The 26,013-nt window shown below is 73.3% G+C and carries 25 protein-coding genes; 8 read left to right on the forward strand and 17 right to left on the reverse strand.

The genetic code is table 11. The annotated features are described in order from the left end of the window. Entirely contained in the window at positions 1 to 1,398 is a 1,398-nt protein-coding gene (gene xylB / locus ACFQQJ_RS15820; protein ID WP_377107978.1) for a xylulokinase, read from the forward strand. Between the two features lie 57 nt (positions 1,399 to 1,455). On the opposite strand, the gene ACFQQJ_RS15825 is transcribed toward xylB, so the two are convergent. From ACFQQJ_RS15825 to ACFQQJ_RS15850, 6 genes are read right to left on the reverse strand one after another with little or no spacing between them, the layout of a single operon-like run. Continuing rightward, the gene (locus ACFQQJ_RS15825; protein WP_377107980.1) at positions 1,456 to 2,424 is read right to left on the reverse strand and encodes an acetylxylan esterase; all 969 of its coding nucleotides are present in this window, start codon (positions 2,422 to 2,424) and stop codon (positions 1,456 to 1,458) included. A 25-nt stretch (positions 2,425 to 2,449) separates the two neighbouring features. Continuing rightward, entirely contained in the window at positions 2,450 to 3,997 is a 1,548-nt protein-coding gene (locus ACFQQJ_RS15830; protein ID WP_377107982.1) for a family 43 glycosylhydrolase, read from the reverse strand. Further along, positions 3,994 to 6,441 (reverse strand): beta-glucosidase, encoded by a 2,448-nt coding sequence (locus ACFQQJ_RS15835; protein ID WP_377107984.1) that lies wholly within the window; start codon positions 6,439 to 6,441, stop codon positions 3,994 to 3,996. Before ACFQQJ_RS15835 ends, ACFQQJ_RS15830 begins: the two co-directional genes overlap by 4 nt. A 43-nt stretch (positions 6,442 to 6,484) precedes the next feature. Next, positions 6,485 to 7,366, reverse strand: a complete 882-nt coding sequence (locus ACFQQJ_RS15840; RefSeq protein ID WP_377107986.1) for a carbohydrate ABC transporter permease — start codon at positions 7,364 to 7,366, stop codon at positions 6,485 to 6,487. Next, positions 7,366 to 8,376 carry a carbohydrate ABC transporter permease gene (locus tag ACFQQJ_RS15845; RefSeq protein ID WP_377107988.1) on the reverse strand — a complete coding sequence of 337 codons (1,011 nt, stop codon included), beginning with the start codon at positions 8,374 to 8,376 and terminating at the stop codon, positions 7,366 to 7,368. Before ACFQQJ_RS15845 ends, ACFQQJ_RS15840 begins: the two co-directional genes overlap by 1 nt. Positions 8,377 to 8,396: 20 nt before the next feature. Continuing rightward, entirely contained in the window at positions 8,397 to 9,707 is a 1,311-nt protein-coding gene (locus ACFQQJ_RS15850; protein ID WP_377107990.1) for an ABC transporter substrate-binding protein, read from the reverse strand. A 143-nt stretch (positions 9,708 to 9,850) separates the two neighbouring features. Here ACFQQJ_RS15850 and ACFQQJ_RS15855 point away from each other — a divergent pair, with 143 nt between their 5' ends. Together ACFQQJ_RS15855 and ACFQQJ_RS15860 are read left to right on the forward strand one after the other, a co-directional pair. Further along, positions 9,851 to 10,897, forward strand: coding sequence for a LacI family DNA-binding transcriptional regulator (locus ACFQQJ_RS15855; RefSeq protein ID WP_377107991.1), 1,047 nt, complete (start codon positions 9,851 to 9,853; stop codon positions 10,895 to 10,897). A gap of 38 nt (positions 10,898 to 10,935) precedes the next feature. Next, positions 10,936 to 11,841 carry a hypothetical protein gene (locus tag ACFQQJ_RS15860; protein WP_377107993.1) on the forward strand — a complete coding sequence of 302 codons (906 nt, stop codon included), beginning with the start codon at positions 10,936 to 10,938 and terminating at the stop codon, positions 11,839 to 11,841. 3 nt (positions 11,842 to 11,844) lie between these two features. Here the strand turns inward: ACFQQJ_RS15860 and ACFQQJ_RS15865 are convergent, their stop codons facing one another. Both ACFQQJ_RS15865 and ACFQQJ_RS15870 read right to left on the reverse strand, forming a co-directional pair. Further along, positions 11,845 to 13,608, reverse strand: a complete 1,764-nt coding sequence (locus tag ACFQQJ_RS15865) for an acetyl/propionyl/methylcrotonyl-CoA carboxylase subunit alpha (RefSeq protein WP_377107995.1) — start codon at positions 13,606 to 13,608, stop codon at positions 11,845 to 11,847. A 61-nt stretch (positions 13,609 to 13,669) separates the two neighbouring features. Continuing rightward, entirely contained in the window at positions 13,670 to 14,431 is a 762-nt protein-coding gene (locus ACFQQJ_RS15870) for a LamB/YcsF family protein (protein WP_377107996.1), read from the reverse strand. 94 nt (positions 14,432 to 14,525) lie between these two features. Between ACFQQJ_RS15870 and ACFQQJ_RS15875 the strand changes: the two genes are divergently transcribed. Together ACFQQJ_RS15875 and ACFQQJ_RS15880 are read left to right on the forward strand one after the other, a co-directional pair. After that, on the forward strand, positions 14,526 to 15,518 hold the full coding sequence (locus tag ACFQQJ_RS15875; protein WP_377107998.1) for a magnesium transporter CorA family protein: 993 nt from the start codon (positions 14,526 to 14,528) through the stop codon (positions 15,516 to 15,518). Between the two features lie 61 nt (positions 15,519 to 15,579). Beyond that, positions 15,580 to 16,209, forward strand: a complete 630-nt coding sequence (locus tag ACFQQJ_RS15880) for a LysE family translocator (protein ID WP_377108000.1) — start codon at positions 15,580 to 15,582, stop codon at positions 16,207 to 16,209. A gap of 28 nt (positions 16,210 to 16,237) precedes the next feature. On the opposite strand, the gene ACFQQJ_RS15885 is transcribed toward ACFQQJ_RS15880, so the two are convergent. Both ACFQQJ_RS15885 and ACFQQJ_RS15890 read right to left on the reverse strand, forming a co-directional pair. Next, positions 16,238 to 16,879, reverse strand: a complete 642-nt coding sequence (locus ACFQQJ_RS15885; RefSeq protein ID WP_377108002.1) for a response regulator — start codon at positions 16,877 to 16,879, stop codon at positions 16,238 to 16,240. Continuing rightward, positions 16,876 to 18,027 carry a sensor histidine kinase gene (locus ACFQQJ_RS15890; protein ID WP_377108004.1) on the reverse strand — a complete coding sequence of 384 codons (1,152 nt, stop codon included), beginning with the start codon at positions 18,025 to 18,027 and terminating at the stop codon, positions 16,876 to 16,878. Before ACFQQJ_RS15890 ends, ACFQQJ_RS15885 begins: the two co-directional genes overlap by 4 nt. Before the next feature lie 660 nt (positions 18,028 to 18,687). Between ACFQQJ_RS15890 and ACFQQJ_RS15895 the strand changes: the two genes are divergently transcribed. Next, positions 18,688 to 19,104, forward strand: coding sequence for a dihydrofolate reductase family protein (locus ACFQQJ_RS15895; RefSeq protein ID WP_377108006.1), 417 nt, complete (start codon positions 18,688 to 18,690; stop codon positions 19,102 to 19,104). Between the two features lie 19 nt (positions 19,105 to 19,123). On the opposite strand, the gene ACFQQJ_RS15900 is transcribed toward ACFQQJ_RS15895, so the two are convergent. Then, positions 19,124 to 19,750, reverse strand: coding sequence for a TetR/AcrR family transcriptional regulator (locus ACFQQJ_RS15900; RefSeq protein ID WP_377108008.1), 627 nt, complete (start codon positions 19,748 to 19,750; stop codon positions 19,124 to 19,126). A 67-nt stretch (positions 19,751 to 19,817) separates the two neighbouring features. Here ACFQQJ_RS15900 and ACFQQJ_RS15905 point away from each other — a divergent pair, with 67 nt between their 5' ends. Further along, positions 19,818 to 20,225: a hypothetical protein gene (locus ACFQQJ_RS15905; protein ID WP_377108010.1), complete on the forward strand. Its 408-nt coding sequence runs from the start codon at positions 19,818 to 19,820 to the stop codon at positions 20,223 to 20,225. 14 nt (positions 20,226 to 20,239) lie between these two features. Here the strand turns inward: ACFQQJ_RS15905 and ACFQQJ_RS15910 are convergent, their stop codons facing one another. From ACFQQJ_RS15910 to ACFQQJ_RS15935, 6 genes are all read right to left on the reverse strand, one after another. Continuing rightward, positions 20,240 to 20,920, reverse strand: coding sequence for an SDR family oxidoreductase (locus ACFQQJ_RS15910; protein ID WP_377108037.1), 681 nt, complete (start codon positions 20,918 to 20,920; stop codon positions 20,240 to 20,242). Then, positions 20,914 to 21,822, reverse strand: a complete 909-nt coding sequence (locus ACFQQJ_RS15915) for a decaprenyl-phosphate phosphoribosyltransferase (RefSeq protein WP_377108012.1) — start codon at positions 21,820 to 21,822, stop codon at positions 20,914 to 20,916. Before ACFQQJ_RS15915 ends, ACFQQJ_RS15910 begins: the two co-directional genes overlap by 7 nt. A gap of 85 nt (positions 21,823 to 21,907) precedes the next feature. Then, the gene (locus ACFQQJ_RS15920) at positions 21,908 to 22,525 is read right to left on the reverse strand and encodes a Maf family protein (protein ID WP_377108014.1); all 618 of its coding nucleotides are present in this window, start codon (positions 22,523 to 22,525) and stop codon (positions 21,908 to 21,910) included. Beyond that, entirely contained in the window at positions 22,515 to 23,231 is a 717-nt protein-coding gene (locus tag ACFQQJ_RS15925) for a DUF937 domain-containing protein (RefSeq protein WP_377108016.1), read from the reverse strand. Before ACFQQJ_RS15925 ends, ACFQQJ_RS15920 begins: the two co-directional genes overlap by 11 nt. A gap of 67 nt (positions 23,232 to 23,298) precedes the next feature. After that, complete coding sequence (locus ACFQQJ_RS15930; protein ID WP_377108018.1) at positions 23,299 to 23,538, reverse strand: acyl-CoA carboxylase subunit epsilon; 240 nt, start codon at positions 23,536 to 23,538, stop codon at positions 23,299 to 23,301. Further along, on the reverse strand, positions 23,535 to 25,109 hold the full coding sequence (locus ACFQQJ_RS15935) for an acyl-CoA carboxylase subunit beta (RefSeq protein WP_377108020.1): 1,575 nt from the start codon (positions 25,107 to 25,109) through the stop codon (positions 23,535 to 23,537). Before ACFQQJ_RS15935 ends, ACFQQJ_RS15930 begins: the two co-directional genes overlap by 4 nt. Positions 25,110 to 25,157: 48 nt before the next feature. On the opposite strand from ACFQQJ_RS15935, the gene ACFQQJ_RS15940 reads away from it, so the two are divergent. After that, positions 25,158 to 25,955 (forward strand): biotin--[acetyl-CoA-carboxylase] ligase, encoded by a 798-nt coding sequence (locus ACFQQJ_RS15940; protein WP_377108021.1) that lies wholly within the window; start codon positions 25,158 to 25,160, stop codon positions 25,953 to 25,955. Positions 25,956 to 26,013: the final 58 nt, after the last annotated feature.

The raw sequence follows: 26,013 nt of genomic DNA on the forward strand, positions 1-26,013 counted from the left end.
ATGACGAAGGTGATCGGGGTCGACTCCTCGACCCAGAGCTGCAAGGTCGTCGTCCGCGACGCGGACACCGGTGAGCTGCTCGCCTCCGGGCGGGCGGCCCATCCGGACGGCTCCGAGGTCGACCCCGCCCACTGGTGGACGGCGCTGCAGGACGCGCTCGCCCAGGCCGGCGGCCTGGACGGTGTGGCGGCGGTCAGCATCGCCGGCCAGCAGCACGGCATGGTCGTCCTCGACGCAGACGGACGGGTGATCCGTCCCGCGCTGCTGTGGAACGACACCCGGTCGGCGGAGGCCGCCGGAGCGCTTATCCAGGAGGTCGGTGCGCAGGAGATCGTCGCCCGCACCGGCTCGCTGCCGGTGGCGTCGTTCACGGCGACCAAGCTGCGCTGGCTGCGCGACCACGAGCCGGAGAACGCGGCCCGCGTGGCCGCGGTCTGCCTGCCGCACGACTGGCTGACCTGGCGCCTTCGTGGCTACGGGCCGGCCGGGGAGTCGGCGCTCGGGCCGGACCTGTCCGAGCTCGTCACCGACCGCTCGGACGCCTCCGGCACCGCGTACTGGTCGCCCGCGGACGGCGAGTACGACCACGACCTGCTCACCCGAGCACTCGGCCACGACGCTGCCCTGCCCCGCGTCCTCGGCCCCTCTGCATCGGTGCCGGGGCCCGGCTTCCTCGTCGGCCCCGGCGCCGGTGACAACGCGGCGGCGGCGCTCGGCCTGGACGCGCGTCCCGGCGACGTCGTCGTCTCGCTGGGCACCTCGGGGACGGTCTTCGCCGCCGCGTCCGCGCCGGTGACCGACGTGACCGGGACGGTGGCCGGCTTCGCCGACGCGACCGGCGGGTTCCTCCCGCTGGTGTGCACCCTCAACGCCGCCCGCGTCCTCGACGCGGTGGCCGGCGTCCTCGGCGTCGACCACGCGGAGTTCGCCCGGCTCGCGCTCGAGGCGGCCCCCGGGGCCGGGGGAGCGGTGCTGGTGCCCTACTTCGAGGGCGAGCGGACGCCGAACCTGCCCGACGCGACCGCCAGCCTCACCGGGCTGACCCTCGGGTCGACCTCGCGGTCCAACCTCGCCCGCGCCGCGGTCGAGGGAATGCTGTGCGGGCTCGCCGCCGGGCTGGACGCGGTCCGCGAGCTCGGTGTCGAGGCCGGTCGCATCCTGTTGATCGGCGGCGCGGCGGCCAACCCGGCCGTGCAGGCCGTCGCAGCCCAGGTGTTCTCGGTCCCCGTCTGCGTGCCCAGCCCCGGCGAGTACGTGGCCGACGGCGCCGCGCGCCAGGCGGCCTGGGTGCTCACCGGGTCGCGTCCCGCATGGCCGGTGGCCCTGGTCGCCGCGCCCGAGCCGGACCCGCGGCCGGAGATTCTCGCCGGGTACCACGCGGCGGCGTCCCGCTACTGACCCCCGGAGGTGCCGGGACGTCGCACGTCCCGGCAACCCGGAGGGTGTGCGCCCCGGCTACCGCCGCCGGCGGAGCCACTCCACCTGGCGCTGCCAGTGGAACAGCTGGCCGCCCTCGTGGCCGTTGAACTCGTAGACGGCGATCTCCCGGTCGGGGCCGCCGTAGCCGTTGAAGGCGGCGAACACCGTGGACGGCAGCACGATGTCGTCCATCAGCCCGACGGAGAACAGCGCCGGCGCGCTCGCCCGGCGCGCGAACACCGCGCCGTCGAAGTACGACAGGGTGGCGAACACCTCGTCCGCCCGGTCCCTGTGCACGGACAGGTACTGGGTGACCTCGGTGAACGGGCGCCCCGGCGTGAGCGCGACCGACCGGCGGAAGTGGCACAGGAACGGCACGTCCGGCAGCGCGGCCACGACCCCGTCCCCGAGCAGCCCCGCGACGGCGAGGGTGATGCCGCCGCCCTGGCTGCCCCCGGTCACGGCCACCCGGCCCGCGTCCACGTGGCCGAGGGAGCGGACCGCCTCGACCAGGCGGACGGCGTCGGTGAACACGCGCCGGTAGTAGTAGGTCTCCGGGCTCTCGATGCCGCGGGTCATGAAGCCCTCGAACGCCGCGCCCGTGCCGTGCGGGTCGGGCGTCGCGCCGCCGCCGCCCCAGCCGCTGCCCTGCCCGCGGGTGTCCATGACGACGTGGACGAAGCCGGCGGCCGCCCAGTGCAGGTGCTCGGCGGGCAGGCCGCGTCCGCCGTTGTAGCCGATGAACTCGACCACGGCGGGCAAAGGTCCACCGGACCGGGGACGGATCACCCAGGCGCGGACGGGGTCGCCGGCGTAGCCGGAGAAGACGAGGTCCTCGACGACGAGTTCGCTCACCGGCCCGGGCACGGGCGTGACCGACAGCTGCTGCGGCAGGGCTCGGGCCTCGGCGAGGGTCCGGGCCCAGAACGCGTCGAAGTCGTCGGGCTCCGCCACGTCGGGACGGTAGCCGGCGAGTTCGGGCAGGGTCAGGTCGGTCAGTGGCACGGTGCCCTCCTCGGTGCGGGGCCGGTCAGGCCGGCCGGTACTCCACCCGGTCGACCTCGACGACCGTAGCGGACGCCGGGTCCGGGGTGGTGGCGTAGACGCCCAGCCAGAGCCCGATGAAGCCGCCGGTGGCCACGGAGTCGAGCGTGCGCGCGTCCGCGGTGGCCACGACGGTCCGCGCCCCGTCCGCCGTGGTCACGCCCAGGTCGTAGTCGACGCCGCGCGCGTGGACGTCCAGCGTGAGCGGCGAGCCCACCGCGGCCCCGGGCCGGGCCTCGCCGAGCAGCGTCTCCGCGCCCGCGCGGCGGTGGACCGCCCGCACGACCGCCTCGCCGGACGGGCCGGTGGCCAGCGCGAGGCGCACGTGGTCGCGCTCGGACTGGCGGATCGCCAGGCCCGCCTCCTCGCCGGCCGCCAGCGGCGCCCGCAGGCTGGCGGAGAGGTCGAGGTCGCGGTGCTGCTGGCGCAGGCCGAGGAAGGACGGCGTCCCGGGGTCGGTGAGCGTCTCGACGGACGGGCGCAGCGTCCAGCCGTCCCCGCGCGCCGTGGCGAACGCGGCGGCGGGACCGCGCAGCGACGTCCAGCGCGGGTCCTCGGGCCGGACGACACCGCCGCCGTCGCCCGCCGGGGCGGCCGCGGCGAAGGGCACCTCGACCTCGGCTGGCACCCGGCCCTCGCCGGGGGCGAACACGGGCCAGCCGTCCTCCCACGTCACGGGGACGAGGAACGTCTCCCGGCCGAGGGGGTAGTGGTAGCCGCCGTAGGGACGCATCGCGAGGAGCACGGCCCACCAGCTGCCGTCCGCGGCCTGCACGAGGTCGGCGTGACCGGCGCCCACCACGTCGCTGTCGCGCCCGAGGTGGCGGTGGGTGAGCACCGGGTTGCAGCGATTGGACTCGTAGGGACCGGTGACCGAGTCCGCCCGCGCCACGGCGACGCTGTGGTGGAACTCCGTGCCGCCCTCCGCGGCGAGCAGGTAGTAGCGGCCGTCCACCTTGTACAGGTGGGGCGCCTCCGCCCAGACCACGCCGAGCATGGCCCCGTTCCAGACCACCGTCTCCGGCCCGACAAGGGCCATGGTCGTCGGGTCGAACTCGCGGACCCACACCTCGGTCTGGTCGTGCCAGCGGGGTTCGCGGGCCAGCCGGGTGCCGTGCATCCAGACGCGCCCGTCGTCGTCGAAGAAGATCGACGGGTCGATGCCGTCCGCGTCCAGCCACACCGGGTCCGACCACGGCCCGGCCGGGTCGGTGGCGGTCATCAGGAAGTTCCCCCCGCGAGTGGCGTCCGCCGGGTCGACCAGGGTGCAGACCACCCAGTAGCGGCCGTCGTGGTACCGCAGCGTCGGCGCGTAGAGGCCGCCGGAGGAGGCGATCCGCGAGTAGTCGAGCTGGTCCGCGCGGGTGACCACGTCGCCGATGTGCTCCCAGCGGGCCAGGTCGGTGCTGTGGAACACGGGGAGGCCGGGGAAGTACTCGAAGGTCGAGGTGACCAGGTAGTAGTCCCCGCCCACCCGGCAGACGGACGGGTCGGGGTAGCAGCCGGGCAGCACCGGGTTCGCGACGCGGCTCATGCGTCCCTGACCTCGGCCCGTGCCTGCCGCGCGTCCGCCGTGGTGACCTCGTGGGCCGGCCCGAGGACGGTCAGGACCGCCCGCGGGGTGGCGGTGCCGGGGACGGGCTCCGCGACCGACAGCCCGACGTTGTTGATCGCGCCGTTGGTCTGGCTGACGCTCGGCATCCCGCTGGCCGAGGCCGCCGAGTGGGAACCCACCCAGACCTCGACGTCGCCGGGCTCGACGATCCGCACCACGCGCCGGTCGGAGAACGCCAGTCGGGTGGTCGGGATGGTGAAGCGCACCCGGCGCGACTGGCCCGCGGCCAGCTCGACCCGCGCGTAGGCGAGCAGCTGGCTGACCGGGCGCACCACGGACGCGAGCAGGTCGTGGCCGTACACCTGCACGACCTCGCTGCCGTCCACCGCGCCGGTGTTGGTGACCGTGACCTCGACGCAGAAGGCGCCGTCGGCCGGCACCTCGGCGTCGACCCGCAGGTCGCTGTAGGCCACCTGCGTGTAGGACAGGCCGAACCCGAACGGGCGGGCCGGGGTCGGGTCGGTGGCCGTCACCTCGGACGGTCCGCCGAGCAGCGGCTGGAGGTAGGTGTAGGGCTGCGCGTCGCCGGTGCGCGGCAGCGACACCGGGAGCCGGCCCGACGGGTTGACCGCGCCGGTGAGCACGTCGGCGATCGCGAGGCCGCCCCCCTCGCCGGGGAAGAAGGCCTGGAGGACGGCCGCCGGCCGCGGACGGGGCCCGTCGAGCGCCCAGCCGACGGCGTACGGACGGCCGGTGAGCAGCACCATGACGACCGGGGTGCCGGTGGCGGCCACCGCTTCCACGAGCGCGCGCTGGGCGCCGGGCAGCTCGAGGGACTGGGTGTCGTTGCCCTCGCCGACCGTGCCGCGGCCGAAGAGCCCGGCCTGGTCGCCGACGACCACCACGGCCACGTCTGCCCCCGCGGCGGCCGCCACCGCCGCGGGGATGCCCCTGGTGTCGCCGTCCTCGACGTCGCAGCCGTGGGCGACGACGAACTCGGGCGTCGGCGCTTCCGGCCCGAAGGCGTCCCGCAACGCCTCCGAGACGGTGGGGATGGCGATGCCGGCGGGGTAGCCGGGGAAGCCGGGCAGCACGTGGTTGGCGAAGGAGTAGCAGCCCTGGAGGGCGTCCGTGCGGTCGGCGTTGGGGCCGATCACGGCCACCCGGCGGATCGGGGCGCGGCGTCCCAGCGGCAGCACCCCGTCGTTGGACAGCAGGACGATCGAGCGCTGCGCGAGGCGGCGGGCGAGCTCCTGGTGCCCGGCGGGGTCGAGGTCGATGGCGGTGGGTGGCTCGTCGGCGTAGGCGCCGGGGTCGAGCAGGCCGAGGGCCTCCTTCTGGGCGAGGGCGCGCAGGACGGCGCGGTCGACGTAGGCCTCGTCGACGCGGCCGGCGCGGACCTCTGCGGCGAGCGGGGCGAGGTAGGCGTCCCCGGTGGGCAGCTCGACGTCGATGCCGGCGGTGAGGGCCAGCGCGGCCGCCTGGCCACGGTCGGCGGCGACGGCGTGCATCACCTGGAGGAAGCTGACCGCGAAGTAGTCGGCGACCACCACGCCGGTGAACCCGAGGCGCTCGCGCAGCAGGCCGGTGAGCAGGTCGGCGTTGGCCGCCACAGGGACGCCGTCGATGTCGGTGTAGGAGTTCATCACCGAGCGGGCACCGCCGTCGAGGAGGGCCATCTCGAACGGGGGGAGGAACACGTCGGCGATCTCGCGGGGGCCGGCGTGGACGGGCGCGTGGTTGCGACCGGCGACGGAGCCGGAGTAGCCGAGGAAGTGCTTGAGGGTGGCGTGGACGCCTGCCGACTGCAGGCCCTGGACGAAGGCGGTGCCGACGGTGCCGACGAGGTAGGGATCCTCGCCGATGCACTCGTCGACGCGTCCCCAGCGGGGGTCGCGGACCACGTCCATCACCGGGGCGAGGCCCTGGTGGATGCCGAGGGTCGCCATCGAGGTGCCGATCGCCGCCCCGACCTCGCGGACCAGGTCGGGATCGAAGGACGCGCCCCACGCCAGCGGCGTGGGGAAGGTGGTCGCCTTCCAGGCCGCGAGGCCGGTGAGGACCTCCTCGTGGACCAGCGCAGGGATGCCGAGCCGGGTCTCCCGCTGGAGCCGGCGCTGTTCCGCCCACAGCCACGCGGCGCGTTCCGCCGGCTCGACGGGACGGGTGCCGTACACGCGGGTGTAGTGCCCGATGCCGTCCCGGGTGGCTTCGGCGAGCTCTCCGGAGCCGCGCTGGCCGGCGGCCATCTCGCTCTGCATGGGGGCGACGACGTTGCCGCCCTGGTCGAGCCAGTAGCCGACGAGCTGGGCGAGCTTCTCCTCCAGCGTCATGCGGCCCACCAGGTCGCGGACGCGCGCGGAGGTCTCCGGGGCGGCGGGCAGTTCGTGCACGGATGTGGACACCGGGTCCAGCTCCTTCATCGGGTCAGTGGGGGGACGGTGGGGGCGGTGCGTCACGGGCGGGTCAGCCCTTGACGGCGCCGGTGAGGCCGCCGACGATGCGGCGCTCGAAGATGCTGAAGAACAGCAGGGCCGGGATCATCGATAGCGACGTGAAGGCCAGCACGGCAGCGGTGTCGACCGAGTGCTCGGACGAGAACGACTGCACCCCCAGCGGGAGCGTGTACATGGCGGCGTTGTTGAGGATGAACAGGGGCAGCATGTAGCTGTTCCACGCGTTGACGAAGGCGAGGATGCCGGTGGTGATCACGCCGGGCAGGGACAGCGGGAGGACCATCCGGAAGAAGAACCCGATCTTGCTCGCCCCGTCGATCGCTGCGGCCTCCTCCAGCTCCTTGGGGATCGCGGCGAGGAACGGCACCAGGATGATCACCGTGGTCGGGAGTGCGAACGCGATCTGCGGGAGGATGATGCCCAGCAGGTTGTCGGTGAGCCCGAGGTTCTTGATCAGCAGGTACAGCGGGGTGATGGCCACCGTGAGCGGGAACATCAGCCCTGCGGCGAACAGCGAGTACAGCGCGTTGCGCCCGGCGAAGTCGTAGCGGGCGATCACGAAGCTCGCCATCAGGGCCAGCGCGACGGTGCCGATGGTGGTGGCCGCGGCGGAGATCACCGAGTTGCCGAACTGCTGCCAGAACAGCGGGCTGGCCAGGACGTCGGCGTAGTTCTTCAGCACCCACGGGTCGGGCCAGCCGGACGGGTTGACGGTGATCTGGGCGTTGGTGCGGAACCCGCCGATGATGATGTAGAGCACCGGGGCGACGCAGACGGCGATCAGCACGGTGGCGATCACGTAGGTGGTCGGGCTGCCCCAGGTGGCGCCGGACCTGCTCCTGCGGCGGGGGCGCGTGGTGGAGGCCCGCGCGGTGAGTGCGACCTGCGACATCAGGCGGCCTTCCTGTCTGACTTCTCGGTCAGGGCGCCCGCGGTGTCCCGCCGGAGCACGAAGCGCTGGTAGGTGAGTGCGATCACCAGCGAGATGACGAAGATCACCACGGCGACGGCGTTGCCGTAGCCGTAGTTCCCGGCGAGGCGTCCCTCACGCACCATGTAGGTGGCCATGGTGGACGTGCCGGCCGTGGAGGCCACGTACTGGCCCCAGATGATGTAGACGAGGTCGAACAGCTGCAGGGAGCCGATGATCGACAGGAACGCCCACACTCGGATCGTCGGGCCGAGCAGTGGGAGCGTGATCCAGCGCTGGATCTGCCAGTAGGACGCGCCGTCGATCGCGGCGGCTTCGTACAGCTCGTCCGGGATGCCCTGCATGCCGGCGAGCATCAGGATCACCGCGAAGCCGATGTACTTCCAGGAGATGATCACCATCAGCGTCCAGATCGCGACGTTGGGATCGGCGATCCAGTCCGAGGCGAGGAAGCCCAGGCCCAGGTTGTGCAGCAGGTCGTTGAGGGCCCCCTGGTACTGGAGCATCAGGCTCCAGCCGGTGCCCACGATGACCTCGGAGATCACGTAGGGGACGAAGATCAGGACGCGGATGAGCGAGCGTCCCCTGATGTTCTGGTTCAGCAGCAGGGCGAAGGCCACCGCCGCCGGCCCCTGCATCACCAGGGACATGACCAGGATGAAGCCGTTGTGCGCCAGCGCGTCCAGGAAGTTCTGGTCGGTGAAGATCGTGACGTAGTTCTGGAAGCCGACGAAGTTCGTCGGGGCGCCGAAGCCCTTCCACTTGAAGAACCCGTAGTAGGCCGCCATGAAGACGGGGAAGATGACGAAGGCCAGGAAGATGGCGATCGCGGGTCCGGCGAGGATCGCGATCTCGAAGCGCTTCCGCCAGTCGGCCCTGGCCCGGTCGGACCGGGGCGCCGCCTTCGCGGCGCCCCGTCCCGAACCCGACCTCGACGTGCGGTGGGGCAGTGCGGTGACTGATTCGCTCATGAGGGTTTCGTTGTCTTCGCTCAGCCCTTGGCGGCTGCGCTCTTCACTGCTGCGACGATGTCGGCCGGCTGCCCCTTGCCCGCGAGCATGTTGACCACACCGCCGTTGAGGGCGTTGCCGACGTTCTGGCCGTACATCGTGTCCAGCCACAGCATCACGTAGGCAGCCTTGTCGTAGGACGCGAGCACGTCCTGCAGGGCCGGATCGGTGACGACCGACTTGGCGTCCTTGTTGGCCGGCAGGGTCTTGAACGCGGTGGCGTAGCCCTCCTGGTTGGCCTTGCTCGCGATGAAGTTGAGGAAGTCGACGCACTCGGCGGGAGCGTTCTTGCGGCACGCGAACCCGTCGGAGCCACCCATCATCGCGGTCGGATCACCGGCTCCGCCGCTGACGGCGGGGAACGGGAACCAGCCGAGGTCGGGCAGGGCCTTCTTGTCGGGGGTCAGGTCGGCGATGACGCCGGGATCCCAGGCACCCATGAGCTCCATGGCGGCCTTGTGGTTGGCGATCATGCCGGCGGAGCTGCCCGCGCCCTGCTGGGCGGAGGTGGTCAGGTAGCCCTTGTTGAACGGCTCGGTGTCGGCGAACGCCTTGAGGTCCTCGCCCGCCTTCAGCCAGCACGGGTCGGAGAAGTCCTTCTCCGCGGCGGCCTTGTCCATGACGTCCTTGGAGCAGTCGCGCAGCGCCATGAAGTAGTACCAGTGGGCTGCCGGCCAGGCGTCCTTGCCGCCGAGCGCGATCGGGGCGATGCCCGCGGCCTTCAGCTTGTCGACGGCGGCGTTCAGCTCCTCGAAGGTGGTCGGGGTGGCGGTGATGCCGGCCTTCGCGAAGAGGTCCTTGCTGTAGTAGATGCCGCCGGGGAGCACGGACGTCGGCATGCCGTAGATCTTGCCGTCGACGGTGAACGCGCTGAAGATGCCGTCGCCCAGGGCGGTCTTGACCTCGGGGCTGATCTTGTCGGTGATGTCGAGCACCTGGTCGGCCGCGACGACGTCGGCGAGCTTGCCGCCACCACGGGCCATGAAGATGGTCGGGTCGTCCCCGGAGTTGAGGGCGGTCTGGAGCTTGCCGTCCATGTCCTCGTTCTGGATGGCCTGGATGTTGATGGTGACGTTCGGGTGCTCCTTGGTGTAGGCGGCGACCGTGTCTTCCCAGTACTTCTTGCCGTCACCCGTGGTCGAGTTGTGCCAGAACGTCATCGTGACCGGCCCGGCCGAAGTGGCCGGAGCGGATGATGTCGTCCCGGTCGCCCCGCCGGCGCACCCGGCAAGGGCGAGCGACAGGCTTGCACCCAGCGCGACGAGTGCCGGGCCCTTGACTTTCCACTGCATAGACATACCTCTCAGTCCTCTTTGACCGTCCGACAGGGAATCCTGCCACTCGGGATCCTTCCACCGCCCCCGGGGGGTGTCAAACGTTTTCGATAACGTTTTCGTTGCGATGGATCGACCCCCGGATGGGCTAGCGTTACGCCGTGACCGTCACTCCTCGCAAGAGGCGCACCGTGCGCCCGCCCACCGTGGCACGGGTGACGATCGTCGACGTCGCACAGGCCGCCGGCGTCTCGGTCTCGACGGTGTCGAAGGTGATCAACGACCGCTACGGGGTGTCGCCGGAGACCTACGACAAGGTCATGGGCGTGGTCGAGGAACTCGGCTACGAGTCGTCCCTGGTGGCGAGCAGCCTGCGCAGGGGGAGCACGAACGTCATCGGCATCCTGGTGCCGGAGTTCGAGCCGTTCTCCACCGAGCTGCTCAAGGGGATCTCGGCTGCGGCGGAGGGCACCGGCTACGAGCTGCTGGCCTACTCCGGCAACCTCGAGCACAACCAGGTCGGCTGGGAGCGGCGCTCGCTGTCCCGGCTGGCCGGCACGCTCATCGACGGCGCGGTGATCGTCGCGCCGACGGCGACCGTCACCGACGCGACCATCCCGGTGGTGGCGATCGACCCGCACACCGGGCGGACGGGGCCCAGCACCATCGAGGCCGACAACGTCGGCGGCGCCCGCGCGGCGACCCAGCACCTCATCGCCCTCGGGCACACCCGGATCGCCCACGTGCGCGGCCGCACCGACCTGGTCTCGGCACGGCTGCGGGAGCAGGGCTACCGCGAGGCCCTCGAGGCCGCGGGCATCGCGTTCGACCCGGCGCTGGTGCGGGTGGGTGGCTACCGGGCGGCCGAGACCACGGACGCCGCCCGCGAGCTGCTCACGCTGCCCGAGCCGCCGACGGCGATCTTCGCCGCGAACGACCTGTCGGCGATCCGCGTCCTCGAGGTGGCCGGCGAGCTGGGCCTCCGCGTGCCCGGCGACGTGTCGGTGGTCGGCTTCGACAACGTGCCGGAGGCGGCCAACGCCGTCCCGCCGCTCACCACGGTGGCCCAGCCGCTGCACGAGATGGGGGCCCAGGCCGTCCGCATCCTCCTCGGCCTTCTCGCCGGCGAGACCAGCGAGCAGCACCTGCACCTGCCCGCCCGCCTCGTGGTCCGGGCCAGCACGGCGCCCCCGGCCGCCCGCGACTGACCGGCGACCCGACCGTGGCCCGTGCGACGGTGTCGGAGGTGCTCCGCCGGTCGGCGGCCCTGCTGCCGGCCGCGCCCGGGGTGTACCGATTCGTGGACGCGCAGCGGCGCGTGGCCTACCTCGGCCGGGCCGGCGACCTGCGCGCGCGCGTCCGCTCCTACACCGGCGACCTCGCCGACCGCCCGCACCTGCGCCGGATGGTCCCGCAGGTGGCGGCCGTCGAGGCCCTCGCCTGCGCGTCCGCGCACGAGGCGGCCTGGCTGGAGCGCAACCTGCTGGAGCGGTCGCTGCCGCGCTGGAACCGCGTCCGTGGAGGGCTGGAACTGCCCGCCTGGCTGGTGCTGGACGACGGCAGCGCGCGGCCGGACCTGCGCGTCGTCGTGGGCGAGCGCCCGTGCGGCGAGGCCTACGGGCCGTACCTGGGCGTCGAGCGGCTCGCCGCCGCCCGGGGAGGGGTGCTGCGGGCGTGGCCGCTGCCGCTGTCGGGCGACCGGCTCGACGTCGCCGGGCGGTCGCTGGCCGAGGCTCGCGGGGTGGCGCCGTCGGACCGCGCCGGGTACGTCGCGGCGATCCGCGCCGTCCTGGCCCGTGAGTCGGCGGCGGTGGGCGCGCTCGGTGCCCGGCTGGAGGAGGCCGGCGCCGCAGCCGTGGAGAGGCTGGCCTTCGAGACCGCGGCGCAGGTCCGCGACGAGCGGGCGGCCGTCGGCTGGCTGGTGGCGCCGCAACGGGTGACCGGGTGCGCCCGCGGGCTGGTCGTCGGCGGGTGGGCCGACGGGACGGGCTTCGTCCTGCGGGCCACGTCCGACCGGCTCGACCGGTGGTCCGCCGGGCCGGTCGAGGAGGCGGCCGCGCGCGAGGCCGCCGGGCGAACCCCCGAGGAGTGGCGCGATTTCGCCGTCCTCAACGCCGGCCTGGCCGCCCGGCTGGCGGCCGTGGCGCGGTGAGGCTCAGCCGGCGTCGACGATCTCGAGCAGCACCTGCCCGGAGCTGACCGACTCGCCCACGGCCGCGGCGAGGTTCGCCACCACGCCCGAGCGGTGGGCGGTGATCGGCTGCTCCATCTTCATCGCCTCGAGCACGACCACCAGGTCGCCCTCGGTCACCTCGTCGCCCTCGACGACGGACACCTTCACGATCGTGCCCTGCATCGGGGCGGTCAGCTCGTTCGACGACGGCGACTTCGCCCGCGCCCCGCCGGTACTGCGCTTGACCGGTCGCTTGGGGGCCGCGGCCTTCGCCGCGGGCGCGGCCAGCGCCGCGGGAAGGCGCACCTCGAGCCGGCGTCCGTCCACCTCGACCACGAAGGTGCTGCTCTCGGTGGCCGGCGTCTCGCCCATGCTGCCGGTGTAGGGCTCGAGCCGGGTGGAGAACTCGGTCTCGATCCAGCGGGTGTGCACGCCGAAGCCACCGTCCGCGGCCACGAACGCCGGGTCGGTGAGGACCGCCTTGTGGAAGGGGATGACCGACGGCATGCCGTCGAGCACGGTCTCGGCCAGCGCCCGGCGCGAGCGGGCGATCGCCTGGGCGCGGTCGGCGCCGGTCACGATGATCTTCGCCACCAGCGAGTCGAACGAGCCCGGCACGGCCATGCCGGTCAGGTAGCCGGAGTCGACGCGGACGCCGGGGCCGGTGGGCGGCTGCCAGGCGGTCAGGGTGCCCGGTGCCGGCATGAACGAGCGGCCCGGGTCCTCGGCGTTGATCCGGAACTCGATCGAGTGGCCGCGCGCGGGTGGGTCGTCGTAGCCGAGCGCCTCCCCGTCGGCGATCCGGAACATCTCGCGCACGAGGTCGAGCCCGGTGACCTCCTCCGAAACCGGGTGCTCCACCTGGAGCCGGGTGTTGACCTCGAGGAAGCTGATCGTCCCGTCCTGGCCGACGAGGAACTCGCACGTGCCGGCGCCCACGTAGCCCGCCTCCCGCAGGATGGCCTTGCTCGACTCGTAGAGCCGGGTGCGCTGCTCCTCGCTCAGGAACGGCGCCGGCGCCTCCTCGACCAGCTTCTGGTGGCGGCGCTGCAACGAGCAGTCGCGGGTGGAGACCACCACGACGGTGCCGTGGGTGTCGGCCAGGCACTGGGTCTCCACATGGCGCGGACGGTCGAGGTAGCGCTCGACGAAGCACTCACCCCTGCCGAAGGCCGTGACGGCCTCGCGGGTGGCCGACTCGAAGAGCTCCGGGACCTCCTCGAGCGTGCGGGCGACCTTGAGCCCGCGGCCGCCGCCGCCGTAGGCGGCCTTGATGGCGATCGGCAGGCCGTGTTCGCGGGCGAAGGCGACGACCTCGTCCGCGTCCGCCACCGGGTCGGCGGTGCCGGGCACGAGGGGGGCGCCCACCCGCGCGGCGATGTGCCGGGCCTGCACCTTGTCGCCCAGGGCCTCGATCGCGGCCGGCGGGGGCCCGATCCAGACCAGCCCGGCGTCGATCACGGCCTGGGCGAAGGCGGCGTTCTCGGCGAGGAAGCCGTAGCCGGGGTGCACGGCGTCGGCGCCGGACCGCGCGGCGACGGCCAGGATCTTGGCGACGTCGAGGTAGGTCTCCGCGGGCGTGAGGCCGTTGAGGGCGAACGCCTCGTCGGCGAGCCTCACGAACAGCGAGTCGGCATCCGGGTCGGCGTAGACGGCCACGCTGGCCAGCCCCGCGTCCCTGGCGGCCCGGAACACGCGGACCGCGATCTCACCGCGATTGGCCACCAGAACCTTGGTGATCGCCATTGACTCCTCCTGCCGCCTCTGCCCAACTCCTGCGGAGTCTAGTGACCGGGTGGGGGTCCAGTCAGGCAGGTGTCCCGCTCCCGGCGAGTGCGAGGTGCACAGGGAGTTCGGGCTGGGCCGGCCCGGCGGGGGAGCGGACGCAGTGTCCCGCCTCGACGAGGGCGGCGTGGACGGCCTGGGCGCAGACGCGCTCCGCCGCGCTGTGCCACGGCAGCCGGATACAGTCATAGGCGCCGGAGGCGACCGCGTCCACCGCGCGGCGGGCGACCACGTCGGGATCGGTGACGACGGCGCCGAGCGAGCCGTTGGCGTTGAGCAGGCGGTGGGGCTGGTACTCCCGGGCGACGGCCAGCCCGTTGCGTTCCGCGGTCTGCAGCAGCCGGGACTCGGGCAGGCCGATGATCGTCAGCCCCGGGTCGTAGTCGAGGACGGCGTTCACCACGGCCCAGGCGTGGTTGCGGTCGGTGCGGGCGGCCTCGAACAGCGCGCCGCCCGGACGCACGCAGGTGACCCGGGCCTGCTCGGCGAGGGCCAGGCCGTCCAGGGCGCCCAGCTGGTAGATGATCGTCGCCGCCAGGTCGTCGGGGTCGTAGTCGACGAAGCGCTCGCCGCGCCCGACCCGGTCGGCGTAGCCGATCGCCGCGCCGATGGCGGCCTTCCTCGTCACGGCCTCGCTGCAGGCCCGCAGCATCGAGACGGGCTCGCCGGAATGCACGCCGCAGGGCACGAGGGCTGTGCTGATCAGGGGCCAGAGGACGTCGTCGGCGGCGGTGGCGGCCTCGCCGAGACCGTGCCCGACTTCGGCGGTCAGGTCGATCTCCATGGTCCGCGAATCTACCCCCCGCGTCGCGGCGGCGATACACCGGTTCACCGCGCGGATGACCTCGTACACCCCGGGCCGGTGCCATGCTGGGGCGGTGAGCAGCTGTCACAGCAGGGCCTGGCGCCACGGCGAGGAGGTCGCGACCGACTTCCCCCTGGCCGACCTCGACCGGTGGCTGGCCGAGCCGGACGCGCTGGTCTGGCTCGACCTGCTCGAGCCCGAACCCGCCGTGCTGGCCGCGCTGGCCGAAGAGCTCCGGCTCGACCCGCTGGCCGTCGAGGACGCCGTGGAACCGCGGGAGCGCCCGAAGGCCACCTTCCACGCCCACCACATCTTCCTCACCTGCTACTCCGCGCGCATCGAGCAGCTGCCCGGGGACGGGATCGCGTTCGAGCTCGGCCGGGTGTCGGCCTTCGTGCTGCGCAACGCGCTGATCACCGTCCGCACCGACGACCGCGTCGACATGTCGGCGGTCGTCGCGCGGTGGAACGAGGACGGCCTGCTCACCCACGGCGTGGCGGCCCTCGTCCACGGGATGCTGGACGAGCTGGTCGACGGCTACTTCGCCACCATCGAGTCGATGGACGACCTGCTGGAAGAGCTGGAGGACATGCTGTTCGATCCGGCGATGAAGCCGCGGGCGATCCAGCAGCGGGTGTTCGGCCTCCGCAAGGCGCTGGTGCAGCTGCGCCGCGTCGTGCTGCCCATGCGGGAGGTGGTGACCGCGGTGATGCGCTTCCGCGGCGAGGGCGACCGCAGCCTCTCCAGCGAGCTGGACGGGAACTTCAACGACCTGTACGACCACGTGATCCGTGCGGCGGAGTGGACCGAGAGCCTGCGCGACATGGTGAGCGGCGTCTTCGAGACCAACCTCTCGCTCCAGGACGCCCGCCTCAACGAGGTGATGAAGAAGCTGGCCGCGTGGGCGGCGATCATCGCCGTGCCGACGGCGGTCACCGGCTGGTTCGGCCAGAACATCCCCTATCCGGGGTTCATGGCCGAATTCGGCCTCCTTCAGAGCACCGTGCTGATGCTGGTGGGCACGATCGGGCTCTACATCCTGTTCCGCCGGGTCGACTGGATCTGAGCGGGTCCCGCCCTCCGGCCCGGCAGCCGGTGGGGGCACGGCCGCGCCCTACCATGCTGCCGTGACGCTGGCACAGTCCCTCCTCGGCTTCACCGCGCTGGCCGCGGTGGTCGCGGTGACGCCCGGGCTCGACACGGTGCTGGTGCTGCGCCAGGCGCTGCGCGCCGGTCGTCGGACGGCCTTCGCCGCCGCCGCCGGCATCGGGCTCGGAGCCCTGCTGTGGGGGATCGCCGCCGCCGCGGGGATCGCCGCGCTCTTCGTCGCGTCCGAGGTGGCCTACTCGGTGCTGCGCTGGGCCGGTGTGGCGTTCCTCGCCTACCTGGCGTGGAGCTACCTGCGCGCGGCGGTGCGCGGCGACGTGGCCCACGCCGACCTGGCGTCCGGCGCGGTGGACTCCGCCCGCGAGGCCTTCGTCAAGGGACTGCTCACCGACCTGCTCAACCCCAAGATGGCGGTGTTCTACCTGACGGTGCTCCCGCTCTTCCTCCCGGCGGGCATCGCCCCGGTGCTGGCCGGCGCCGTGCTGGCGGGCGTCCACGTGCTGGTGGCGTTCGCCTGGTTCACGGTGGTGATCCTCGGTGCGCACGCCGTGCGCGGCTTCCTCACCAGCAGCCGCGGTGCCCGCGTGATCGACGGGGCCGCGGGCACCGCCATGCTCGGCTTCGGGCTGGTGCTCGGCCTCGAGCGCTGAGGCCGGCGCCGCCAGCACCCGCCCCGGCTCAGCCGTCGGCGCCCGGCAGCATCCCCAGCGCGTGGGCCCTGGCCACGACCCGGGTGCGTGTCGGCGCGTCCAGCTTGCGCAGGAGGTCCGCGACGTGGGCCTTCACCGTGGAGGTCGACAGGTAGAGTTCTGCGGCGATCTGGCGGTTGGTCAGCCCGAGGTCCAGGCCCCGGAGGACCGCTCGTTCGCGCGCGGAGAGCACGGGCCCGCCGGCCGCCAGCCGGCCCGTGGCCCACTCCTGCAGCGTGTCCTGCGGGACGACGGCCAGCCCGCTGTGCGCCACCCGGACGGCGTGCAGGAGCGTCTGGGCCCGCGTGCTCTTCAGCAGGAAGCCGTGCGCTCCCGCAGCGAGCATCTGCACCACCACGTCGGCGTCGCCGAACGAGGTGAGCGCGAGGACGCGGGTGCCCGCGGAGCGGCGGGCCACCTCTCGGGTCGCCTCGATCCCGCTCATCCCGGGCAGGCGGACGTCCATCAGCACGACGTCGGGCCGGTGTTCCTCGACGGCCGGCAGGGCGCTCTCCGCGTCCGGGTAGGTGCCGGCGAGAGTGAGGTCGTCGGCGTCCCGCAGGTAGTCGGTCAGGGTCTCGCGGACGAACAGGTCGTCGTCGACCACGAGGACGCTGATCGGGGCGCTCACCGGGCGGGCTCGCCGTCGGAGGTGGTGAGCGGCAGGGGCAGGTCGACCCTCGTCAGCCACTGGCTGTCCGCGCGGCCCGCGGTCACCCGGCCGCCGGCCGCCTCGATCCGCTGCCGCAGCGCTCCCAGCCCCAGCGACGTGCCGTGGGCGGCCGGCGCATCGCCGCGGGGCGCGTTCGTGAACTGGAGCACGGCCCCGGTGGGGGTGATCTCCGCCGAGACCAGGCAGGCCCTGTCGGGATCGCCGTGCGTGACGATGTTGTGGAGCGCCTCCGCGCTCGCGGCGCCGAGGAGCTCGCGGGCCTCCGCGCCCAGCAGCTCCGGGTCGCCGCTGACGTGGACGCGCGGGGTGAACCCGTGGCGGGCGAGCGCCGCCTCGGCGGAGGCGAGGACGTCGGGGAGCGCTGTCGGGTTCCGTTCCGCCGGCGGCCCCGCGTCCGGGCGGCCCAGGAGGGTGATGACCTGCCGCAGCTGGCCGACGGAGTCGCTCGCCGTCCGGGCGATGAGGTCGAGGTCGTCCGGGGAGGCCGCACCGCGCACGCGGGCGCGTTCTGCGGTCATCGCGAGGGTGCTGAGCGAGCGGGCAACGGTGTCGTGGAGTTCGAGGGCCACCTGCTGGCGTTGCAGCACGATCGCTGCCCGGTGGGCCTGCCGGTGCGCGTCGGCGACGGTGACGAAGACGTTGCCGATCAGCCACTGCAGCCCGATCAGGACGGCCCACACCAGGCCGCCCAGCAGGCCGCGGGAGAACGACGGGTCGTTCTGGAGCGCCAGCCCCACCAGGATGAGCCAGTAGGCGACCGACTCGACCAGCCGGAGGAGCCGGCGTCCGCGCATGCCCGCGCCGAGGATCGGGATCAGCAGCGCGTACTCGCCCATGGTCGCCCAGCCCGGAGGGATCACCAGGTAGGTGCTGAGCAGGACGCCGAGCACCACGGCTGACGACCGGGGCCACCGCCCGGAGAGTGCCGCGGCGGTGCAGGCCGCGAGGTCGAGGGCCAGCGGTGGCCAGGGCCGGCCCGTGAGGACGTCGAGGGCGATCGTCACCAGCCCGAGGACGGCGGCGAGGACGATCTCGATGTTGCCCGGCTGGAGGAGCCGCCGCCCGGGACGCGGCGGCGCCGGGGTGAGCGGTGCCGGGTCGATCACGTGAACCTCGTCGCTGGGTGGCTGGTCGGTGCAGGCACGACGCTAGACCATGCTCCGCGACGATGCGGAACGCGACGGGCGATGGGGCGTGGCAGCGCGCAGGAACCATCCCCCTCCAGCCTGCGGCCGCCACGCCGGCACCATCGTCGTCCCAGGGGTGGGAGGCGTCGCCATTGTCCCCGCCGGGGCGCGTATCACCGCTGCCGGGCACGCGGCGATGGCCGGATGGCCATCCGGCCGGGCCAGGGTCTGGCCATCCGGCCAGGGTTGCCGGTGGTGTCGCCAGCGCCTCTCGCAGGCGATGCCGTCCTTGTCGCGGTCGCGGCCGATGAGCTGCTTGTCCGGCGTGGTCGACCGTGTGAAGGTGGTTCCCTGCGCACGCCCGGTGGTGTCCCCGGCGCCGGAGGGGCGGGCCCGTCCCGCGTTCCCGCGTGTGCCGTGCGCCGGAGGAGGTGCAGCGGTGTCCAGGGTGATCGCGATCATGTCCATGTCGCTGGACGGGTTCGTCGCCGACGCGGCCGGCGGCCTCGCCGAGGTGTTCGGCTGGTACTTCACCTCCGGTGAGGTCGAGGTGCGCTCGGGCGGGGCGGAGCCGATGACCTTCCGGCTCCCCCGGCGAGCGCGGAGCACGTCCGCGGCCTCACCGCGGGCCTCGGCGCGGTGCTCACCGGGCGCCGGACGTTCGAGGTGGCGGGGGGCTGGGGCGGGGAGCACGCGTGGGGGCCCGCCTTCGTCGTGACCCACGAGGTGCCCGCCGGGTGGCCGCGCCCCGGCTCGTCGGTCCACTTCGTCACCGGGGGCGTCGCCGAGGCCGTGTCGCAGGCGCGGGCGGCCGCCGGGGGGAAGGACGTCGGCGTGCACGGGCCGGACGTGATCCGCCAGCTGCTGGCGGCGGGGCTGCTGGACGAGCTGAGCATCGACGTCGCCGCCGTCCTGCTCGGCTCCGGCGTCCGCCTGTTCGACAACCTCGCCGGGGTGCCGGTCGTGCTCGGCGACCCCACGGTCGTGCAGGGCGTCGGTGTCACGCACCTGCGCTATCCGGTGCGCAGGGACGCGGGCGGCGCCGGGCAGCGCTGAGGGGCATCCGCCGGCGTCCCTAGGCGGACGACCCTCCGGCGAGGCTGGCCTCGATGCCGTCCAGGAGCAGCTGGAGGCCGTACTCGAACCGGTCCTCCGGGGTGCCGGCGAAGAGCTCCTCCGCTGCCCAGGCGAGGTTCTCCCGTGTCGGCGCGGGAGCGTCCCCTGCGGGGACGGGAGCGCGGCGGCCCTCGGCCTCCCACAGTGCCGCGCCCGCGACCAGGTTGCCCAGGGCGTGGTTCGTCCGGACGGCCTCGCGCGGCCCCAGCCCCGCCGCGCGCAGGATGCCCAGGGTGTGGTCCAGGGCGCGCAGGGTGGCGGCGGTGGACCCGGCGCGCGCGGTGAGCAGAAGCGTGAGCTGGGGCCTGCTCACGAGGGCCCGCCTGGTGTGGCGGGCCACGGACGCCAGGTCGGTCCGCCAGTCGCCGGACGGCGTGCCGAACTCGATCCGGTCGGTGAGTTCGGTGACGACCAGGTCGAGCAACTCGTCACGGCCGGCGACGTGGCGGTACAGCGACATCGTGCCCGAGCCCAGGCGTGCGGCGACCGCGCGCATGGTGAGCCCGTCGATGCCCACCTCGTCCAGCAGGTCGATGGCTGCGGCCGCGATGGCCGGACGGGACAGGGGGACTCGTTCGCTTGACACGGGTCCCACCGTAGACGTAGCGTACGACGTACGCAAGCGTACAACGTACGCAGATAGGAGAACAGATATGAACGTCCCTCTCGGCCTGGCCGGAGCGGCGGTGTTGGGTGCCCACGGAGTCGGACACGTGCTGGGCTGGCTGCCGGCCTGGGGGCTGGCGGCGTTCGAGAAAGTGTCCACCCGGTCCTGGGCCCTCGACCCGCTGCTCGGCGACCGGCTGGGCGCGATGGTGGCCGGGGCGCTGTACGCGGCGCCCACCCTCGGCTTCCTCGTCGCCGCCGGTGCGCTGGCGACCGGCCAGCCGTGGTGGCGGGAGGTGGCGGTCGCTTCGGCGATCACCTCACTGGTGGCGTCGGCCCTCGTCCCGGCAGCCCTGCCCACGAGCTCGCTCGCGGGCTCGACGGTGGTCAACCTGGCCGTCCTCGGACTCGCCGTGTGGGGCGCGCCCGCGCTGGCCGGCCTGGCCCAGCGGTAGCGGCGCCGGCCGGCTCAGACGGGGTTGATCCGCAGGGCGTCCAGGCTGGCGTCGCGCGGCAGGTCGACGGCCATGCGGACGGCCCGCGCGACGTCGGCGGGGTCGAGGTGCGCGTCCGGCACGTAGGGCATGCCCTGGAGCGAGGTCAGCTGGGCCTGCATGTCCGTGGCCACGCGCCCGGGGTGGATCGAGGTCACGCGGATGCGGCCCCGCTCGTCCTGGCGCAGGGCGTCGGCGAGGGCCGTGAGGGCGAACTTCGAGGCCGAGTAGACCGAGAAGCCGCGGTAGGTCGCCAGCCCGGCACCGGAGTTCAGGAACACCACCAGGCCGTGGGCGGCCCGCAGCGCCGGCAGGAGGACGCGGGTCAGGGTCGCCGGGGCGACCACGTTCAGCTCCATGACCTCCCGCCACTCCGCCGTGGTGGTCTCGGCGAGCGGACCGAACGCGACCAGGCCCGCGGAGTGCACCAGCACGTCGAGCCGCTCGATGGCGGCCACCGCAGCGGCGAGCGCTGCCTCGTCGGTGAGGTCGACGGCGAACGGCTCCGCCGACTCCAGGCCCGCGACGACCTCGCGCAGGCGGTCGGCGTCCCTGCCCCCGACCAGCACGTGGTGGGTGGGAGAGAGCGTCTGGGCGATCGCGCGTCCGATGCCCCGCGAGCCGCCGGTGACCAGCGCGACCGGGCGGCTCACCAGAACACCGCGATCGCGACGGGGACCACCCAGAGCACGGCGAGCACCTGGAGGATCGTGTCGGACAGCACCACGTCCTCCGGCTCCCCGGCCGTGCCCTGATCGACGCGCATCGCGTAGCGCAGCACCGCGAGCGTGAACGGCGCGATCGAGATCGTCGTCCAGGGGATGCCCCACAGCTGGTTGCCGGCCTGCTCGAAGGCCCACAGGCTGTAGGACATGATCACGATGGCGATCGAGACCGACCACACCTCGCGCAGGTAGGACTTGGTGTAGCGCTCGAGGCTGGCGCGCGTGCGGGCTTCCGTGCCCAGCTCCTTCAGCTCGGAGTACCGCTTGCCGGCCACCATGAACAGCGAGCCGAACGATGCCACGAGCAGGAACCACTGCGACAGCGGGATGTCGGCCGCGACACCACCGGCCACCGCGCGCAGGAGGAAGCCGGCCGCCACCATGGCCAGGTCGATGATCGGCTGGTGCTTCAGGAACAGCGAGTAGATGACCTGGAGCACCCAGTAGGCGGCCAGCGTCACCCCGAGCAGCGGTGCCGTCCAGAACCCGATCGCCAGGGAGGCCGCCAGCGTCACGGCCGCGAGCACGTAGGCGGTCGGGATCGCCAGCTCTCCGGCGGCGATGGGTCGGAACCGCTTCTTGGGATGCAGACGGTCCGCCTCGACGTCGCGGCTGTCGTTGATGAGGTAGATCGACGCGCTGACAAGGGAGAACGACAGGAACGCCCACAGCGACTGCATCAGCACGGACGGCTCGAAGAGGCGTCCGGCGGCCAGGGGGGCCGCCAGCACGAGGACGTTCTTCACCCACTGCTTGGGTCGCATCGCCCGCAGCCAGGCCGGCAGGAGGGCCTTCTTCTCTGCCAGCTCGGGCAGCTTCTCGGTGTTCGTCATGGCCCTCCAAGGCTAGCGTCCGGGCGCACGGACGGGCGGTGGCACGGTTGCGGGGATCGCTCGCCGTCCCGTCGCCGCGGCCCGCTCAGGGGACGCGCCACAGCGTGTGCCAGGACACCCCGAGGCCGGCGAACAGCCCGCGGAGCAGCGGCAGGCTGATGCCGACCACGTTGTGCGGGTCGCCGCTCACGGCGGTGACGAAGGCCCCGCCGAGGCCGTCGATGGTGAACGCCCCGGCCACCCGCTCCGGCTCGCCGGTGGCGACGTAGGCCGCGATCTCCGCGTCGCTCACCTCCGCGAAGCGCACCTCGGTGGTCGCCACGCCGGACGTGGACCCCGGTGAGGGCCCGAGCCGCACCACGTGGTGCCCGGTGTGCAGGTGGCCGACCCGTCCGCGCATGCTGCGCCACCGCTGCGTGGCCTCGGCGGGGGAGGCCGGCTTGCCCAGCGGTTCGCCATCCAGCTCGAGCAGGGAGTCGCAGCCGACGACGAGGGTGTCGACGCCGGCCGGCAGCCGCGCGGCAACGGAGGCGGCCTTCGCGGTCGCCAGTGCGAGCACGAGCGCGGGGACGTCGGCGGCGGCGAAGGCGTCCTCGTCCACGTCGGAGACCACCACCTCCGGGGCCAGCCCGGCACGGGTCAGCGTCTCCAGGCGGGCCGGGGAGGCGGACGCGAGGACGAGGCGCGGCGCGTCAGCGGCCAAGGATCTGCCCCAGCAGGTCGCCGAGCGCGTCCCCCGAACGCCGGGACGGGCCGGTCGCGTCGCTGCCGTCGTCGGGGATCTGCAGGCCGGTCGTGTTGCCGGGGGCGTCGAACACCCCGCCGCCGGGCTCGCCGTAGCCGTCGCCCTGGCCACCGTCGTGGCCCGCCGGCACGGACGCCGGCTGGCCGCCGCCGAGGATCTGGCCGAGCAGGTCGCCGAGCCCGCCGGCCGACCCGCCCCCGGCCGCGCCGCCGAGCATGCCGCCCAGGAGGTCGCCGAGGATGTCGCCGGAGCCGCCCGCCGACGGCGCCTGCGCGCCGCCCATGCCCAGCTTCTTCGCGAGGTAGCTCAGGACGATCGGCGCGAGCAGGGGCAGCAGCGTGCTCAGCAGGCTGCCGTCGAGCCCGCCGACGGCCTGCAGCCGCGACGGGTCGTCGGCGAGGGCGTGCGCGACGATCTTGCGGCCGTCCTCTGTGTCCACCTCGTCGAGGTTCACCGTGTCGGCGAACACGCCGTCGGCGTGCCGGCCGAGGGCGGACGCGAGCCCGACCTCGCCGTCGCCGGTGGCGGCGTTGGCCTGGAAGCCGGTGATCAGGGTGGGGATGGCTGCTTCTGCTGCTGCGCGGGCGGTCTCCTCGTCGGTGCCCAGGGCTGCGGCGAGCTGGGCCGGGTCGATCCTGGACAGGATCTCGTCGACGGCTCCCATGCCATCTCCTCTCGGTTGCCCGGTGCCGGGTCTGCGCGACGCGTCGCCCGTCCGGTGGGTGGGCCTGCTACATCCGGAAACTGCTGCGCCAGGCCTCGCGGCCGGGCACCAGCGGCGTCCGGACCGTGTGCCAGTAGGAGCGCCAGCCGCCGGCGAGGGTGCTGGTCTCGGGCGCGTGCGGTGCGGGGCGGCCGCGGCGCAACGCGACGATCAGGGCGCCGAGGGCGGCCAGTTCCTCGTCCGTCGGGCTGCCGGCGACCACCTGTACCAGCGGGGCCTCGCCCGGCCCGCCCGGTTGGGTGCTCACAGCGGGATGTTCCCGTGCTTCTTCGGCGGCAGCTGCTGGCGCTTGGTGCGCAGCAGCCGCAGCACGCGGATCACCTGGGCGCGCGTCTCGTGCGGGTAGATCACCTTGTCGACGTAGCCGCGCTCGGCGGCGACGTAGGGGTTGGCCAGCTCGTCGTTGTACTCGTCGATCAGCTCGGTGCGCCGGACGGCGGGATCCTCGGCCTCGGCCAGCTCGCGCTTGTAGAGGATGTTCACCGCGCCCTCCGCGCCCATCACCGCGATCTGCGCGGTGGGCCAGGCGAGGTTCACGTCCGCGCCGAGGGGCTTGGACCCCATCACGCAGTAGGCGCCGCCGTAGGCCTTGCGCGTGATCACCGTGACCAGCGGGACGGTGGCCTCCGCGTAGGCGTAGATCAGCTTGGCGCCGCGACGGATGATCCCGTCCCACTCCTGGTCGGTGCCGGGGAGGAAGCCGGGGACGTCCTCGAAGGTCAGGATCGGGATGTTGAACGCGTCGCAGGTGCGGACGAACCGCGCGGCCTTCTCGGAGGCCTTGATGTCGAGGCAGCCCGCGTACACCATCGGCTGGTTGGCGATGACGCCGATCGCGCGTCCCTCCACCCGGCCGAAGCCGCAGATGATGTTCGGCGCGTACAGCTGGTGCACCTCGAGGAACTCGTCGTCGTCGAGCACGCGCTTGATGACCTCGTGCATGTCGTAGGGCTGGTTAGGCGAGTCGGGCACCAGCGTGTCGAGCACCAGGTCGTGCTCGGTGATCGTGAGGTCGGCCTCGGCCTCGTCGTAGACCGGCGGGTCCTCGAGGTTGTTCTGCGGCAGGTAGGTCAGCAGCTCGCGGACGTACTCGATGGCGTCGGTCTCGTCCGCGGCCAGGTAGTGGGAGTTGCCCGACCGGGTGGAGTGCGTCCGGCCGCCGCCCAACTCCTCCATCGTGACGTCCTCGCCGGTGACGGTCTTGATGACGTTCGGCCCGGTGATGAACATCTGTGAGGTCTGGTCGACCATGATCACGAAGTCGGTCAGCGCGGGGGAGTAGACGTGCCCGCCGGCCGCCGCGCCCATGATCAGCGAGATCTGCGGGATGACGCCGGACGCGAGCGTGTTGCGCCGGAAGATCCTGGCGTACAGGTCGAGCGAGGCGACGCCCTCCTGGATGCGCGCGCCGCCGCCCTCGTTGATGCCGATGATCGGGCAGCCGGTCGTGATCGCGAAGTCCAGGATCTTGACGATCTTCTCCCCGTACACCTCGCCGAGGGCGCCGCCGAAGATCGTCACGTCCTGGCTGAACACGCACACCGGACGGCCGTGGATCGAACCGACGCCGGTGATCACCCCGTCGGTGTAGGGCCGCTTCTCCTCCATGCCGAACACGGTGGAGCGGTGCCGGGAGAACTCGTCGAACTCGGTGAAGCTGCCCTCGTCGAGCAGGGCGAGGATCCGCTCGCGGGCGGTCATCTTGCCCTGCGCGTGCACTTTCTCCACCGCGGCGGGCGACGACGGGTTCTGCGCCTGCTTCATGCGCTCGCCCAGGTCGGCGATCTTGCCCCGCGTGGTGTGGATGTCCTGCGCCATGAGCGGAACCATACCGACCAGCCTCCGCCGTGGGCATAGGGTCTGGGCGTGATTTCGACCCCCGGCGCCCCGCAGGTCGACGCCGCGCGCCTGGCCGCGGCGCTCGTCCGCCCGGGCGGGGTGTGGACGCAGGTGACCACGCTCGCCACCACCGGATCGACGAACGCCGACCTGGCCGCGGCGGCCCGGGCGGGCGCCGAGTCGGGGATGGTGCTGGTCTCAAGCCACCAGAGCGCAGGGCGCGGACGGTTCACCCGGGTGTGGGAGGCACCCCCGGGAACCTCGCTGGCGATCTCGGTGCTGCTGCGCCCGCCGCCGGCCGTGGCGGCCCGCCGCTGGTTGTGGCTGCCGCTGGTCGCCGGGCTGGCCGTGGCCGACGGGCTCCGCGCGTCCACCGGCGTGGCCGCGGAACTGAAGTGGCCGAACGACGTGCTGGCCGACGGGCGAAAGCTGTGCGGGATCCTCGCCGAGCGCGTGGACTCCGTCCACGGGCCGGCCGCGGTGATCGGGATGGGCGTCAACACCACCCTCTCCGCCGACCAGCTGCCGGTGCCGACCGCGACGTCGGTCGTCCTGGCGGGTGGCACGGCGGACGACGCGGCGCTGGCCGAGGCCGTCCTGGCCGCGCTCGGCGGTTGGTACACCCGGTGGCTCGCCGCGGAGGACCTGCGCGGCGAGTACGCCGCACGCTGCACGTCCGTCGGTCGCAGGGTGCGGGTGCAGCTGTCGCCGGACGACGTGGTCGAGGGCCTCGCCACCGGTGTGGACGCCGACGGCTGCCTGCTGGTCTCCGTCGCCGGTGGAGAGCGAGCCTTCGCCGCCGGCGACGTCGTCCACCTGCGCTGAGCGCCCCGCCTCCCGCCCCCTCCCCCCTCCCGCCGCCCCGCTCCGCCCCTCCCTTCCG

It is taken from the genome of Propionicimonas sp. T2.31MG-18 (assembly GCF_964266745.1).
Classification (GTDB): Bacteria; Actinomycetota; Actinomycetes; order Propionibacteriales; family Propionibacteriaceae; genus Propionicimonas.

Coding starts and splice junctions, on each gene's coding strand:
- xylB (WP_377107978.1), top strand. CDS start 1: ATGACGAAGGTGATCGGGGTCGACTCCTCGACCCAGAGCTGCAAGGTC.
- ACFQQJ_RS15830 (WP_377107982.1), bottom strand. CDS start 3,997: ATGAGCCGCGTCGCGAACCCGGTGCTGCCCGGCTGCTACCCCGACCCG.
- ACFQQJ_RS15835 (WP_377107984.1), bottom strand. CDS start 6,441: ATGAAGGAGCTGGACCCGGTGTCCACATCCGTGCACGAACTGCCCGCC.
- ACFQQJ_RS15840 (WP_377107986.1), bottom strand. CDS start 7,366: ATGTCGCAGGTCGCACTCACCGCGCGGGCCTCCACCACGCGCCCCCGC.
- ACFQQJ_RS15845 (WP_377107988.1), bottom strand. CDS start 8,376: ATGAGCGAATCAGTCACCGCACTGCCCCACCGCACGTCGAGGTCGGGT.
- ACFQQJ_RS15850 (WP_377107990.1), bottom strand. CDS start 9,707: ATGCAGTGGAAAGTCAAGGGCCCGGCACTCGTCGCGCTGGGTGCAAGC.
- ACFQQJ_RS15865 (WP_377107995.1), bottom strand. CDS start 13,608: ATGGCGATCACCAAGGTTCTGGTGGCCAATCGCGGTGAGATCGCGGTC.
- ACFQQJ_RS15870 (WP_377107996.1), bottom strand. CDS start 14,431: ATGGAGATCGACCTGACCGCCGAAGTCGGGCACGGTCTCGGCGAGGCC.
- ACFQQJ_RS15905 (WP_377108010.1), top strand. CDS start 19,818: ATGAACGTCCCTCTCGGCCTGGCCGGAGCGGCGGTGTTGGGTGCCCAC.
- ACFQQJ_RS15915 (WP_377108012.1), bottom strand. CDS start 21,822: ATGACGAACACCGAGAAGCTGCCCGAGCTGGCAGAGAAGAAGGCCCTC.
- ACFQQJ_RS15925 (WP_377108016.1), bottom strand. CDS start 23,231: ATGGGAGCCGTCGACGAGATCCTGTCCAGGATCGACCCGGCCCAGCTC.
- ACFQQJ_RS15935 (WP_377108020.1), bottom strand. CDS start 25,109: ATGGCGCAGGACATCCACACCACGCGGGGCAAGATCGCCGACCTGGGC.